This is a genomic window from Phytoactinopolyspora halotolerans (assembly GCF_010550675.1).
Classification (GTDB): Bacteria; Actinomycetota; Actinomycetes; order Jiangellales; family Jiangellaceae; genus Phytoactinopolyspora; species Phytoactinopolyspora halotolerans.
Genome location: NZ_JAAGOA010000003.1, coordinates 171,378 through 184,752 on the forward strand (window position 1 = coordinate 171,378; position 13,375 = coordinate 184,752).

At 66.9% G+C, this 13,375-nt stretch carries 15 protein-coding genes; 10 read left to right on the forward strand and 5 right to left on the reverse strand.

What is annotated here, in order from left to right:
• Positions 1–125: 125 nt before the first annotated feature.
• Genes G1H10_RS05350 through cysN form a run of 3 tightly spaced genes read left to right on the forward strand, consistent with a single transcriptional unit; the run spans position 126 to position 3,169 of the window.
• Positions 126–965, forward strand: a complete 840-nt coding sequence (locus G1H10_RS05350) for a 3'(2'),5'-bisphosphate nucleotidase CysQ (protein WP_163734438.1) — start codon at positions 126–128, stop codon at positions 963–965.
• Entirely contained in the window at positions 962–1,870 is a 909-nt protein-coding gene (gene cysD, locus G1H10_RS05355) for a sulfate adenylyltransferase subunit CysD (protein ID WP_163733781.1), read from the forward strand. The genes G1H10_RS05350 and cysD overlap by 4 nt, the downstream gene beginning before the upstream one ends.
• Positions 1,871–3,169: a sulfate adenylyltransferase subunit CysN gene (cysN, locus tag G1H10_RS05360; RefSeq protein WP_163733783.1), complete on the forward strand. Its 1,299-nt coding sequence runs from the start codon at positions 1,871–1,873 to the stop codon at positions 3,167–3,169. It abuts the gene before it with no gap.
• A 77-nt stretch (positions 3,170–3,246) separates the two neighbouring features.
• Here cysN and G1H10_RS05365 read toward each other — a convergent pair whose 3' ends face one another.
• The gene (locus tag G1H10_RS05365) at positions 3,247–3,726 is read right to left on the reverse strand and encodes a VOC family protein (protein ID WP_163733786.1); all 480 of its coding nucleotides are present in this window, start codon (positions 3,724–3,726) and stop codon (positions 3,247–3,249) included.
• A 204-nt stretch (positions 3,727–3,930) separates the two neighbouring features.
• On the opposite strand from G1H10_RS05365, the gene G1H10_RS05370 reads away from it, so the two are divergent.
• Positions 3,931–4,719, forward strand: a complete 789-nt coding sequence (locus tag G1H10_RS05370; RefSeq protein ID WP_163733789.1) for an alpha/beta fold hydrolase — start codon at positions 3,931–3,933, stop codon at positions 4,717–4,719.
• Between the two features lie 58 nt (positions 4,720–4,777).
• Here the strand turns inward: G1H10_RS05370 and G1H10_RS05375 are convergent, their stop codons facing one another.
• Positions 4,778–5,854 (reverse strand): LCP family protein, encoded by a 1,077-nt coding sequence (locus tag G1H10_RS05375; RefSeq protein ID WP_163733792.1) that lies wholly within the window; start codon positions 5,852–5,854, stop codon positions 4,778–4,780.
• Positions 5,855–6,075: 221 nt separating this feature from the next.
• Here G1H10_RS05375 and G1H10_RS05380 point away from each other — a divergent pair, with 221 nt between their 5' ends.
• From G1H10_RS05380 to G1H10_RS05405, 6 genes are all read left to right on the forward strand, one after another.
• Positions 6,076–6,336: a PqqD family protein gene (locus G1H10_RS05380; RefSeq protein WP_163733795.1), complete on the forward strand. Its 261-nt coding sequence runs from the start codon at positions 6,076–6,078 to the stop codon at positions 6,334–6,336.
• A 61-nt stretch (positions 6,337–6,397) separates the two neighbouring features.
• On the forward strand, positions 6,398–6,592 hold the full coding sequence (locus tag G1H10_RS34945; protein WP_376778573.1) for a lasso RiPP family leader peptide-containing protein: 195 nt from the start codon (positions 6,398–6,400) through the stop codon (positions 6,590–6,592).
• Between the two features lie 208 nt (positions 6,593–6,800).
• On the forward strand, positions 6,801–6,932 hold the full coding sequence (locus G1H10_RS05390) for a lasso RiPP family leader peptide-containing protein (RefSeq protein WP_163733800.1): 132 nt from the start codon (positions 6,801–6,803) through the stop codon (positions 6,930–6,932).
• A 320-nt stretch (positions 6,933–7,252) separates the two neighbouring features.
• Positions 7,253–8,332 carry an asparagine synthase-related protein gene (locus G1H10_RS05395; RefSeq protein WP_163733803.1) on the forward strand — a complete coding sequence of 360 codons (1,080 nt, stop codon included), beginning with the start codon at positions 7,253–7,255 and terminating at the stop codon, positions 8,330–8,332.
• Positions 8,329–8,820 (forward strand): lasso peptide biosynthesis B2 protein, encoded by a 492-nt coding sequence (locus G1H10_RS05400; RefSeq protein ID WP_163733806.1) that lies wholly within the window; start codon positions 8,329–8,331, stop codon positions 8,818–8,820. The genes G1H10_RS05395 and G1H10_RS05400 overlap by 4 nt, the downstream gene beginning before the upstream one ends.
• Positions 8,817–9,788: a phosphoenolpyruvate carboxykinase (ATP) gene (locus G1H10_RS05405; RefSeq protein WP_163733809.1), complete on the forward strand. Its 972-nt coding sequence runs from the start codon at positions 8,817–8,819 to the stop codon at positions 9,786–9,788. Before G1H10_RS05400 ends, G1H10_RS05405 begins: the two co-directional genes overlap by 4 nt.
• 170 nt (positions 9,789–9,958) lie before the next feature.
• On the opposite strand, the gene G1H10_RS05410 is transcribed toward G1H10_RS05405, so the two are convergent.
• From G1H10_RS05410 to G1H10_RS34420, 3 genes are all read right to left on the reverse strand, one after another.
• Entirely contained in the window at positions 9,959–10,558 is a 600-nt protein-coding gene (locus G1H10_RS05410) for a dihydrofolate reductase family protein (RefSeq protein ID WP_163733812.1), read from the reverse strand.
• Positions 10,555–11,424, reverse strand: a complete 870-nt coding sequence (locus tag G1H10_RS05415; RefSeq protein WP_163733814.1) for a metalloregulator ArsR/SmtB family transcription factor — start codon at positions 11,422–11,424, stop codon at positions 10,555–10,557. Before G1H10_RS05415 ends, G1H10_RS05410 begins: the two co-directional genes overlap by 4 nt.
• Positions 11,425–11,508: 84 nt before the next feature.
• Entirely contained in the window at positions 11,509–13,368 is a 1,860-nt protein-coding gene (locus G1H10_RS34420; protein WP_216852925.1) for an ABC transporter ATP-binding protein, read from the reverse strand.
• Positions 13,369–13,375 lie beyond the last annotated feature (7 nt).

A 13,375-nucleotide genomic window follows, 5' to 3' on the forward strand; every position in this document is an offset into this window, starting at 1 on the left:
CGCGTAACCTTGCTCAGAATGTGGACACTAATCTCGTATTTTGAGCGGATGGTTATCGATACGTGATTCACGCCTAGGCTGGATCGCTGGTGTACCCGATCCCACGAGCTGGGGGACCTGTGACAGTGACCGACGCGGCACTCGCCACCCGCCTCGCCCGCGAGGCGGGCGCGTTGCTGCTTGAGCTGCGGGGTCGGCATCAGGCATCGGAACCCGTTGACCAGCGAGAACTGCGGGCGGCGGGGGACCGCGGCGCGCAGGAATACCTGGCGAAGGCCCTGGCCGCCGAGCGCCCCGATGACATGGTCCTGAGTGAAGAGGCCGACGACGACGAGCGCCGCCTCGATGCCGACCGCGTGTGGATCATCGATCCGCTGGACGGTACCCGGGAGTACGCGGAGGGACGTTCTGACTGGGCCGTGCACGTCGCGCTCTGGCAACGGGCCGACGCCGACACAGCACGGGCGTCCGCCGGCGGGGCACCGGCCGGTCGTCTGGTGGCGGGCGCGGTCGCGCTGCCCGGGCGTGCCACGACGCTGTCCACCGACACCGTCCAGCCACCTGTGCCCCCATCTCCGTTGCCGGGTACGCCAGGGGCCGACCGTCGGTGGCGGATCGCGGTGAGCCGCAGCCGCGCTCCGGAAGTCGCCGAACGGGCCGCCGCGGCCTTGGACGCCGAGCTGGTGCCGATGGGCTCCGCCGGGTACAAGGTCGCATCCGTGGTGTTGGGAGAGGTCGACGCGTACGTCCACGCCGGCGGCCAATACCAGTGGGACTCGGCCGCGCCGGTGGCCGTCGCGCACGCCGCCGGTCTGCACGCTACCCGGTTGGACGGGTCCCCGTTACGCTATAACGACGTTGACAGATACCTGCCCGATCTGCTGGTCGCTCGCCCGGAGCTCGCCGACGCACTCCTGGCGGCCTGCTCCGACGCGGCAGCTGCCGTCCCGAGGTCACACACATGACGTTCCATGACTACCAACTGACCCAGATCGACATCCTCGAAGCCGAGTCGATCCACATCATCCGCGAGGTCACGGCCGAGCTGGAGCGGCCCGCGCTGCTGTTCTCCGGCGGCAAGGACTCCATCGTCATGCTCCGGCTGGCGGAGAAGGCGTTCTGGCCCGCTCCGATCCCGTTCCCGGTGATGCACGTGGACACCGGGCACAATTTCCCGGAGGTGCTGGACTTCCGGGACCGGCGGGTGGAAGAGCTCGGCGTCAACCTGGTGGTGGCGTCGGTGCAGGACGCGATCGATCGTGGGCTGGTGCGCGAGGAGCCCAACGGTTCGCGCAACCGGATCCAGACCCCGGTGTTGCTGGAGGCGGTGGAGAAGAACCGCTTCACGGCGCTGTTCGGTGGTGCGCGCCGGGATGAGGAGAAGGCCAGGGCCAAGGAGCGGGTGTTCTCGTTCCGGGACGAGTTCGGGCAGTGGGACCCGAAGGATCAGCGCCCGGAGCTGTGGAACCTGTACAACGGGCGGATCCACCTGGGTGAGAGCATCCGGATCTTCCCGCTGTCCAACTGGACCGAGCTGGACGTGTGGCAGTACATCGCCCGGGAGCAGATCGAGGTGCCCTCGATCTACTACGCGCACGAGCGTGAGGTCTTCGAACGCGACGGGATGTACTTTGCCAGCAACGAGTTCTGCCGCCCGCGTGACGGCGAGGCGACGTTCACCAAGAAGGTCCGCTACCGCACCGTGGGCGATGCCACGCTGACCGCCGCGGTGGCCTCCGATGCCGACACGATCGAGAAGATCATCGAGGAGATCGCGGCGACGCGCCTGACCGAGCGCGGCGCCACCCGTGGTGATGACCGGGTGAGCGAAGCGGCGATGGAGGACCGGAAGAAAGAGGGGTACTTCTAGATGACGACGGCAACGCGAGAGACGACGCTGGTGGAGCCGTCGGCCAACATGGATCTGCTGCGCTTCGCCACGGCCGGCTCGGTCGACGACGGCAAGAGCACGCTGATCGGGCGGCTGCTGTTCGACTCCAAGTCGATCTTCACCGACCAGCTGGAGAGCGTGGAGCGCACCAGCCAGGAGCGTGGTGACGAGTACACGAACCTGGCGCTGCTGACCGACGGCCTGCGGGCCGAGCGGGAGCAAGGCATCACCATCGACGTGGCGTACCGCTACTTCGCCACCCCGAGGCGGAAGTTCATCATCGCCGACACCCCGGGGCACATCCAGTACACCCGGAACATGGTGACCGGTGCGTCCACGGCCGACCTGGCGATCGTGCTGGTCGACGCCCGCAAGGGCCTGGTCGAGCAGAGCCGCCGGCACGCGTTCATCGTCTCGCTGCTGCGAGTGCCGCACCTGGTGCTGGCGGTGAACAAGATGGACCTGGTGGACTGGTCGGAAGAGGTCTTCGACGAGATTCAGCGCGACTTCACGAACTTCGCGACCAAGCTCGACATCCCCGACCTGACGGCGGTCCCGATCTCCGCGCTGCTCGGTGACAACATCGTCACCCGGTCGGAGAACATGCCTTGGTACGACGGGTCGTCATTGCTGCACCATCTGGAGCACGTGCATCACGCCAGCGACCGCAATCTGGTGGATGTCCGGTTCCCGGTGCAGTACGTGATCCGGCCGCAGTCGCTGCAGTACGCCGACTACCGCGGCTACGCCGGACAGGTCGCCGGCGGCGTGCTGAAGAAAGGCGACGAGGTCATGGTGTTGCCGAGTGGCCTCACCACACGCATCGCCGAGATCGAGACGGCCGACGGGCCGGTGGCCGAGGCCTACGCGCCGATGTCGGTCACCATCCGGCTGGAGGACGAACTGGATGTGTCCCGCGGCGACATGATCTGCCGCCCGCACAACCAGCCCTGCGTGGCGCAGGACATCGACGCGATGGTCTGCTGGATGACGGACGCGCCGCTGGTGCCAGGTCAGAAGCTGGCCATCAAGCACACCACCCGCTCCGCGCGGACCGTGATCAAGGACGTGCAGTACCGGCTGGACGTGAACACCCTGCACCGGGACGAGAGCGCCGGTCAGCTGGGCCTCAACGACGTCGGCCGGGTCCGGCTGCGCACGACGGCGCCGCTCCTCGCCGACGAGTACCGGCGCAACCGCATCACCGGTGGGTTCATCCTGGTCGACGAGTCGACCAACCGCACCGTCGGCGCCGGCATGATCACCGGAGCCAACTGACCTTCCGCACAACGCAGCGTCCTGCAACGCGTGGCCGATGGCGCACCCGCTGCAGGACGCTGCGGCGGTGAGATTCCCTAGCGGCCGGCGTAGGCGGCGTCGAGGGTGGGGACGTCGATCTTCACCATCTTCAGCATCGCCTCCATGACCCGCTGCGCCTTCTCTTGGTCCGGGTCGTTCATGTAACGACGCAACGCCTCGGGGATCACCTGCCAGGAGACGCCGAACTTGTCCTTGAGCCAGCCGCACTGGGTGGGCTGACCGCCGCCGGCGAGCAGCGCGTCCCAGTAGCGGTCGACCTCCTCCTGCGTCTCGCATTCGATGTAGAACGAGACGGCGTCGTTGAACGCGTCGTGCGGGCCGCCGTTGAGCACCATGAACTGCTGCCCGGCGAGTTCGAGCGTGCCCATGAGCAGGGTGCCTGCGGTGAACGGGCCGCCCTCACCATAGCGGCTGACCGACGTCACGCGTGCGTCGTCGAAGATGGACGTGTAGAACTCCAGGGCCTCCTCGGCGTTGTCCTCGAACCAGAGGCACGGGGTGATCTTCTGGGACATGGCGGTTCCTTTCTGTTGCCGGTGCGCACAGGTTCCGGGAGCCTTGCTGCTCCCATCGGGCGCTTTCACTGAGACATCGGAGCCGTCCATCGGTTCTCGACGTCCGCACCGACACTTCTGCCAAGATTTTCCGTCGACCCGATTGCGTGGACAACCGGCGCAAGGGGTACTGACATCAGCTCTTGATCGCTAGGCTTTGGTGGCGTGGGCTTACACGTGGCAGAAGAAGGACCGGCGAACGCGGATCCCGTGGTCTTCTTGCACAGTGTCGCTACCACCGGCTGGATGTGGCGGCGCCAGGTCCGCGATCTGCGTGGCGCGATGCGTTGCATCACCATCGACCTGCCTGGGCACGGCGAAAGCGCCGGCATGGCGTGGGAGTCGCTGGACGAGACCGTCAAGCACGTAGCCGAGCTCATCGAGAATCGGGCCGGCGGCCGTGCCGGCGTGGTGGGGATGTCGCTCGGCGGTTGCGTCGCGGCACGGCTTGCCGCGGCCCGGCCCGAACTGGTCACCGCGGCGATCGTCTCCGGCGTCAGCGTCATTCCGGCGTCGATGTCGAAGCGGATGTGGCGGCGGAGCCAGCTTCTCATGCAATACACCACCGTCGGTCCGGCGGTGCGGGCAAGCGCTGAAGCGTACGGCGTGCCGGAGGAGGACATCGCCGGCTTCCGTCAGTCGCACAGGTTCGCCTCCCGCCAGACGTTGATCCGGATGGGAACGGAAATCCTCAACTTCACCGTTCCGGACGGGGCGGCCGACGCCGAATGTCCGGTGCTGGTCGTGGCCGGTGAGCGTGAGAGCGAGCTGGTGATGCGGTCGTTGCCGGTGTTGGCGCGGGCTTTCGGCCGGGGAGAGGCGCGGTACGCACCGAACGCGGGGGCCAGATGGAACGGTGAGGCACCCGAGCTGTTCAGCGTCATGGTACAGAGCTGGATCACCGAACAGCGCCTTCCTCCGCGGCTCCGGGATCCGGAGGGCTGGGTTCGATGAACGACCATCAGGCTGCACGGAGGCGCATCCCAGATAGAACTCACGCCCATGCCAGGTCTCAGCGCACTTGTTCGCCCGTGACCAGTTCGGCGTTCTCGGCGAGGAACGCGTTCATCTCGTCCTCGGCCAGCGCGGTCCACAACTCGGTGGCGAGTGCGTCATCGTAGTTGACGATACTCTGCTGGCCCGCCCTGCCAGTGCCGCGAGTGGGGACAGTAAGAAACGTGACGTCGCCGGCGCGCAGGTCACGCATCGACCATGCCATCCGAGCCATGTCCAGCGCCGACAGGTTTTCGTCCACCCGCACCGCGTCACCGACGGCGTCGGCGATGTCGGTGACCCGCCCGAAGCTCGAAATGCGGCCATTCGCGATGACCTCGTTCATGAGCGACCGGAGGAAATTCTGCTGCCGTTTGACGCGGTCGAAGTCGCCGTTCGGCAGCGACTTGCGCACACGAACGTACTCGAGTGCCTGCTCGCCATCGAGGACGTGGCGACCAGGCGGCAGCTCACTTCCGTCGTTGAGGATGGTCGTCTCGCTGAATTCCATCGGCACTCCGCCGACGGCGTCGGTGAGTCCAGTGAATCCGGTCCAGTCGATCAGCATGAGATGATCCATCCTCAGATCGGTGAGTTGCTCGACGGTCTGTACGAACAGTGCGGGACCACCGAAAGAGTACGCCGCATTGATCTTGTTCGGTCCGTGCCCGGGAATATCGATATAGGTGTCCCTGGGAATCGACACCACGTAACCGCGGTCTCTCCCTTCTGGGAAATGCACCATCATGATCGTATCGGTACGGGCGGCGCCGGGCTGATCGTCGTCGACGACGGTGCCCCCGTCGAGGCCGCCGAGCAAGATCGTGAGGCTGTCCTTAGTGGTCTCCGACGGTCGATCCGTTTCTGGGATATCGAAGGCATTCGGAATCCGTTCGATGTTCCCGGCTCCGAGGTAACGGTTGACGAGCCACAGACCGCCGCCCGCGACGGCCACCACGATGCCGAGCAGCATAGCGAGGACGGTGAGCAGGATGATCCGGTTACGGCGCCGCCGGCGTTTCTCTTTGGTAGTGCTGTCGCGCCCGGAGCCGTCGTTATCGCCTGACCCCATGAGGTCATCGATCGGCATCGTCATATAGGTGGAGGGTACAGCGGATCAATGTCGGCTACTGGCAAAAGGGCAAATTTATGACGCGTCGGCCATAGCGCACGTATGTGACTCTGATCAGGGTCGCCGCCACCAGCGTGTGACAGCCACGCGAAGCCCAGTAGGTGTACGCTGACGGACACGGTCGCTGCGGAGGCGGCCGGCTCCGTTTCCGGTGGGAGGAAACGGCGACGTTGTTAGGGGGGAAGATGAAGCTTCGGACGGAGAGCGTCAGCTGGCGGGAGATCGACGGCGAGATGGTCATTCTTGACCTGGAGTCGTCGACGTACATGAAGACCAACGAGTCCGGATCGACGTTGATACGCATGCTGGTCGAGGAGCGTTCGATGGACGAGTTGGTACAGAGCCTTGTGGACGCCTATGACGTTCCGGCCGAGGAGGCCAGTGAGGACGCTGGGGCATTCGTGGCGATGCTACGAGAGCGGAACCTGCTGGAAACCACCGCGTGAACACTTCGGCGGACGGATAGCCTGCGCCCGATGCGCCCGTTATGCTGCCCTTCGGTGGGAAATGACAGGACGCTACGGCCGTCGTGCGTGCCCGCCATCACAAGGGGAAAGGGGGGTCGGTCTCGTGACGTATGAGCCGCCCGTGTTGGAAGAGGTCGGGACTGTCCGCGATCTCACTCTCGCACAGTCCGGACGCGGAGACTCGGACCACATTGCATGGTTCAGGTACACGCCACCCAATACCGGTTTATCGTGACGAACCGGTCGGATCGCGTATGCGGTGCGACCGGAAGTCACGGAGTATGATCATTACAGTTCAGGGCTGCGGAGAAGTTTTTGCTCTTGAAACCTTCCGCCAGTGGGCGATCCGGCGGTACGCTTCGGTTCACGCGGTGACAGGGCACCGCAGATGTCCTGCGCCGTGCGCCCTCGGGTAGGGCGCACAGGGGAAGGGGGGTGCGGCTATGACTTACCAGCCGCCAGTACTGGAGGAAGTCGGTTCTGTTCGGGAGCTGACGCTCACCGGAAAGAGCTACGGTCATTCGGATTACTACGTCTGGCGCCGGAAGGATGACGGCGGCGGCGGAATGTCCTGATCCACCATTGCAGCTCTTTCTCACTCGAGGAAAAGAGTCGGGCATCGCGGGCCGGCCGTACCGAGCCGGCCCGCGTTAGCCCGTATGTGCCGGAGCCGACTATTCAGCGCGTGCGGTTCGTGTTCGTGTGCGATAGTCACGGCTGAGTTATTGATGTCGGTGAGAGTGTGTGCGCAGTGGAGCCTATTCTGGAAAACAATTCCGGATTTCATCATCCATCCGCGTTCGAGGTCGCGACGTCATGGGTGCACGGAACGCTCGCTTTCTCACCCATACCTCGAGTAGCGGTGACGCCTCGCGATGCGTTTGAACGAGCTATCATGCCGGCGCTGCACAAGCCGCCGTGCTTCGTCGCGTTCTCCGGCGGGCGAGATTCCTCCGCTGTGCTCGCGGCGGCGACATCGCTGGCGCGGCAGAAAGGGCTGCCCGAGCCGGTGCCTGTCACCGAGATCTACCCGGACGTTGCCGAGGCCGACGAGGAAGCGTGGCAGCGGCTGGTGATCGAGCACCTCGGCCTGGCCGAGTGGATCCGGATTCGTATCGACGGCGAGAACGACCTCCTCGGCGACGACGCGCGCTCCGGATTGCTCCGGCATGGTCTTGTCTGGCCGGCGGCGTTCCAGGTGAAGCACCGGATGATGAGCAACGTCTCCGGAGGCTCGTTGCTGACCGGTGAAGGCGGCGACGAGTCCCTGTCGCCGCGGCGCATCACGCCCCTGATGCTGCTGCTGCGCAAGCGTCGTCGGCGGTCGCGGAAGCTGCTCACGGCATGCGCGTGGTCCATGGCCCCGGCGCCGGTACGCCGGGCGCGTACCCGGACGGCCGTCGTGCGCGAAGACGACCGGCCATGGCTGACGCCGTCGGCGCGCCGCGACCACGTGCGACGGATCGCCGACGACGACGCCGCAGAGCCGTTGCGCTGGGACCGTGCAACCTGGTGGGTCGGGCACCAGCGAGCCTCGTCGGTGCTGTTCGACAACTACGCGGCGTTGGCTGCTGAGTACGACGTGTCGGTGCACCATCCGCTTGCCGATGCGACGTTTCTGGCGTCGCTGGCGCGAACGGGCGGATACTGGGGCTACCCCGGAAGGACCGCACTGATGCGTATGCTCTTCTCCGATCTGCTGCCGGACGAGATCCTGCGTCGTACCAGCAAGGCCGGCTTCGACCGTGCGTTCATGGGTGAGACGACCCGCGAATTCGCGCGGGTGTGGGACGGTTCGGGTGTGAACGCGGCGCTGGTGGATCCGGACGCGCTCCGTGCATCCTGGCTGTCCGAACGCCCGTCGACCATGAGCGGCCTGTTGCTGCAGTCCGCATGGCTGCACGGGCAACGTCTCGGCCCTGCGGCGCCGGACGGCGGCCGGGTAATCGGCGAAGAGGCCGGTGATCGGCTATGAGGTCGCCGCTGAGCCTGGCTCGACGGGTACCGGTCCGGGAGATACCTGCCGTGTTGGCCGCCGCGGGTGCGGCGGTCTTCGTCGAGGTGGGCCTGCGCGTGACGACACTCCCGCGCCTGGCACGTCTGGTCGGCACGCCGCTCCGGCTGGACACTGACGCCGCGATCGCGGAACCGGCGAGCGCGACGGCGGCGGGACTTCGACTCCCGCCGGCGGCCATCCGACGGCTGCGGGCGGTGCGCCGGGTGATGCGGCACTGGCCGTTCGGTGATACCTGCTTGCGGCGGGCGCTCGTCTCCGGCCAGCTGTTGCGGGGCTCGCACCCCGAGCTCCGGGTGGGGGTGGCGAAGATCGACGGGAAGATACAGGCGCACGCATGGTTGGAGATCGGCGGTACCAGCCTCGATCCCGGGGGAGCGGCGGCACATCTGCCGTTGGAGTCGGTTCCCAGGCCCGCCGGCGACGGCCCTTCGGGAGGAGAGCGATGAGCCCGGACGGCACAGGGAGGCAGGGCACTCAGCTGCTCTACGGGTTGCGCGTCGCGTCGGAGATTCCGCTCTACCAGGACCGGTCCGCCGCCGACGACGGTGAGCCGGACGTCACCATGCGCATGGGCGAACCGATTCCAGAGCAGCAGGCCCGGCCGCCCGGCCGGGAGCTTGCGCACATGGAGACCGACCGCCCGTACTACACCTTCACGGTCACCGACACCGGGGACTATGCCCTGCGGTTCTACCGGACCTGCGACTTCGTCGTCGACTCAGCGCTGCGGACGGTGACGATGCACGTGGTGGAAGGCGCGGATCCGGGCGTTGCTGGGGTGCTGGCAGCCGGCGCGGCGCTTTCCTTCGTGCTGACCATGCGTCGGCACACGGTGCTGCATGCCAGCGCGGTGCAGATCGGCGACGCGGCGCTGGCTTTCGTCGGATACTCCGGCATGGGCAAGTCCACCATGGCGGCGTTGATGTGCGCCGACGGCGCCCGGCTGATCACCGATGACGTGCTCCGGGTGGATCCGGACGGAGACGCGATGCGGTGCCGTCTGGGCGCGACCGAGCTGCGGCTGCGCAAGGCCGCCTCCGAGCTGGCGGAACGGTTCTCCGATCGGCCGCCTGGCCGGGTGACCAGCGACGACCGCGACGCTCTGCGGATGGTGGAGTCCACCGAGGACCGACTGCCCCTGGCCGCCATCGTCGTCCCATGGCCGGATCGGGACCGTACCTGGACCGAGCTCGAGCGGCTGTCCACGATGGACGCGCTGGTGACGTTGCTGCGGTTTCCGCGGCTGCTCGGCTGGACGGATTCGGCGGTGCTGGACCGGCAGTTCAGCGACGTGGGCGACGTCGTCGAACGGGTGCCCGTGTATCGGGCGCAGGTGCCGTGGGGGCCGCCGTTCGGCGAGGACATCGCGGAGACTGTGGCCGCTGTCGTCGGGTTGAGCCAGGATCTGATCTAGCGAGCGCGATCGTAGGCCACGTTCGCTCGGGCTGGGCGGTTTACGTTGGCAACTCTCGAGAGCGCACTCGCCAAGCGTTACCCTTCGGTCAACGTTGAGGCGTTGATCTGAATCCTCCCGGGTCGCTTCGAGCCGGACGACGTCTCCGGCCGAGGGCGCCGATCGGCCGCTCAGCGGGTTCGGTCATAGACGAGTGCCAACTCGCCGTACTCGCCGACCGCCTCGCTGACCAGCGTCCACTGCCCGGTCGGTAGGCCGTCGTCGAACAGGCGCGGCCCGCCCCCGAGGAAGACCGGGAAGATCATGATCGCCAGCCGGTCGACCTGGTCGGCCGCAAGCAGTGCCTTGATCACGCTAGCGCTGGAGAGCACGAGGATGTCGCCGCCCTCGGTTGCCTTGAGGTCCGCGACCAATTCTGCGGTCGGCTTGTCGACTATCGTGGCCCGTTCCCACGGCGCCCGATCGAGAGTGGAGGAGAGCACCACCTTCTCGGTGTCGACGAGCCACTTCGCAAAGCTTTCGTCGCGCGGGTCGGCACCCTCCATGCCGATGACGGTGGGCCAGAAGCCGAGGAATCCTTCGGCGTTGATACGCCCCAGCAGGGCCGTCGTGGCCGGTTCCCAGAGTCTGGTCAGGTGGTCCCGGGCGACGTCGCTGACGGCGTACGGCATCACCCAGCTCATGTCCGTCGGGTCGGTCGCGGCGTAGTGGCCGTCGAGCGAAAGGCTCATGTTGGTGACCACTCTGCGGCCGGCGGTTGGCTTTGTCATGGTGTGCTCCTTGGGTCGGTGTCGTGCTCGGTGTCGGCGGTGCTGGAGGATTCCGCGACGAGGATGGCTGCGAGCGTGTCGAGACTCTGGCCGAAGCCGATCTCGATGCCTGCGATGAAGTCCGCGGAGTCGATTGTGCTGTCGGCGATCCGGTAGTGGACGTCGAGATCCGTCCGGCCGTCGTCGGTGGGTCGGAGGCCGACGTCGACGTGCGCCGTAAAGGCGAGGGTGCCGTCGGGTAGTCGTGGGGAGAGCCGGTAGGCAAGGTGTTCACCGGGGCGCACCTCGTCGACCACACCCTCCGCGCGCCCGGCGACCGGCTCAGCGTGTTGATCATCCTCGGCGTCGCGGTACTCCAGGACCACCCGCCCACCCGGTCGAGCCTCGAATACGAGCTCGGAGACGCGGAGGTCATTGGGTGTCCACCACCGGGCGAGCAACTCGGCGTCAGTGAGGTGGTGCCAGACCGGCCCTGGAGGCCCCGCCAGGCGCCGGACGAACTTGAAGGACCGGCCGTCGGCCCACCCAGCCTTCTCCGCGGCGAGCTGCTCTGCCTGAAGGCTTAGCCCGTAGCGGTCATAGGTCTCCCGTGGGCCGCCCGCCTGGTCCGCGGTATCCGCGAGCCGGGTGAGCGCAGCTGCCAGATCCCGTAAAGGAGCGGACCGCAGCGCGTAGATGCGGCGCTGGCCAGTGCGTTGGGATGTGACGACGCCTGCGTGCTCGAGTGTCTGCAGGTGCTTAGTCGTCTGTGGCTGGCGCGCCTCGGCGAGCTGGGCGAGGACGCCGACCGAGCGGGGTCGTTCGGCTAGCAGGCACACGAGCCGCCAGCGGGCCGGGTCGGCCAGCGCGGTGAGGAGTGCGTCCATGAGAAGAAGCATTCCCCACAACGAATATTCGTGTCAAGGAATATCTTACGAACGGAGGTGGTACAACGCGGCCCAGGCGCACGTTCAGGAGTCTGCGGGCGACAGGTATGCGGCGGCCTGCAGGCGGAACAGCTCGGCGTAGTGCCCGTCCAGATCCATCAGCTGGTCATGGCTGCCGTGTTCGATCACCTCGCCACCGTGCAGAACATAGATCCGGTCCGCGGTTCGCACGGTGGAGAACCGGTGCGAGATGAACAGTACGGTGCGCCCACCCAGCAGGTCTCGCAGCGACTGGAAGAGCTCGTGCTCGGCGCGCGCGTCGAGAGACGCCGATGGCTCGTCGAGGATCACGAACGGGGCGTTGCGGAAGAACGCGCGCGCCAGTGCGATCCGCTGCCATTGTCCGCCGGACAGGTCCCTGCCACCCTTGAACATCTTGGTCAAAGGCGTGTCCAGTCCGGCGGGTAAGGCAGCGATGGCGTCGTCGATGCCGGCTCTGCGGGCCGCGGCCAGGATCGCCGCCTCGTCGTCGAGCCGTTCGGCGCGACCCAGGCCGATGTTCTCCCGGGCAGACAGGAAGTAGCGGACGAAGTCCTGGAAGACGACGGCGATCGACGAGCGCACGCTGGCCCGCGAGTAGGACGCGACGTCGGTGCCGTCCCACCGGATGTTTCCGCCGTCTGGTTCGTAGAGCGCGGCGAGCAGCTTGGCCAGCGTCGTCTTGCCGGACCCGTTCTCGCCGACCAGCGCGACGACCTCGCCCGCGTTGACGTTGATGGACACGTCGCGCAGGACCGGCGCCGTGCTGCCTGGATAGGTGAACGTCAGCCCGTCGGCGGTGAGCGAACCGAAGGATGCCGGAGCCGGGCCGCCCGCTTCCGCCTTCTCAGCGGCGGGCTGCATCGCGACGAAGTCGTCGAGATCGTTCAGGAACAACCCGGATTCGAAGATCTGCTGCGCGCTCTTGAACAGCATGTTCACCTGTTGCGCGAGAATCCGGATAGCGACGATCGCGGCGCCGGCCTCCGCCAGGCCGACCCGGCCACGGCTGACCAGCCAGACCAGTGCGAGCAACGTGAGCGCCAGGAACGCGGCCGACGCGGCGTTCCCGGCGACGGCGAGTTTGGTGCGTCGGCGCAGGTGTACCCGGAGATCATCGACGAACGCGTCGTAGACACGGTCGAACCGCTCGCGCAGGGCACCGGCCAACCCGTAGGCGCGGACCTCCTTGGCCTCGTCTCGTCCGGTCTGCACTGTGCCGAGGTACTCCCGCATGCGCAGCCGGGGAGCCTGAGTGACGGCGAACTCGAACTCCAGCCGGCTGCCCCGGCGCGTGGTGAAGTACAGCGGTACCCCCGCCAGTAGTAACAGCGGGAGCAGCACCGGCTCCAGGCTGATGATCGCGGCGGACAGCCCGATGCAGCCCGCCGCGCCGCCGATCAGCCCGATCAGCCCCTGGGTGAGCTGGAACGGGCGGGTGAGCGCATTGGTTTCTACTCGTTGTAGCCGGTTGTAGAAGTCCGGCGATTCGAACGCGCGGAGGCCGACGGCGCCGGCGACGTCCAGCATGCGCTGCCACGTCGTCCGCATCACCAGCTCGGACAGCAGACGCTGCTGGTTGGCCTGGACCGCCGCGGATACGGCGACCAGCGCCGTGACCGCGGCCAGCAGCATTACCGGGACGAGCACCCGGCCGACGTCGGCGTCGTTGTCGGTGACGTCCAGGATCGCCTCGAGGACGGCCTTGACGATCAGGACCTGGGCAGCGATGATCAACGCGCCGAGCAGCTGCAGAACGGTCGTGATGACAAAGGCGCGCCGGTCGGCGGACCAGGAGAGCTTGACGCTGTCCCGGATCAGTGATCGCAGGCGCCGCACCGACTTGGGTTGCCGCCGCGCTGAGGCGGCGAGCTCGACATAGTCGTGGTTGGCGGGTGCTTCCACCTCGCCA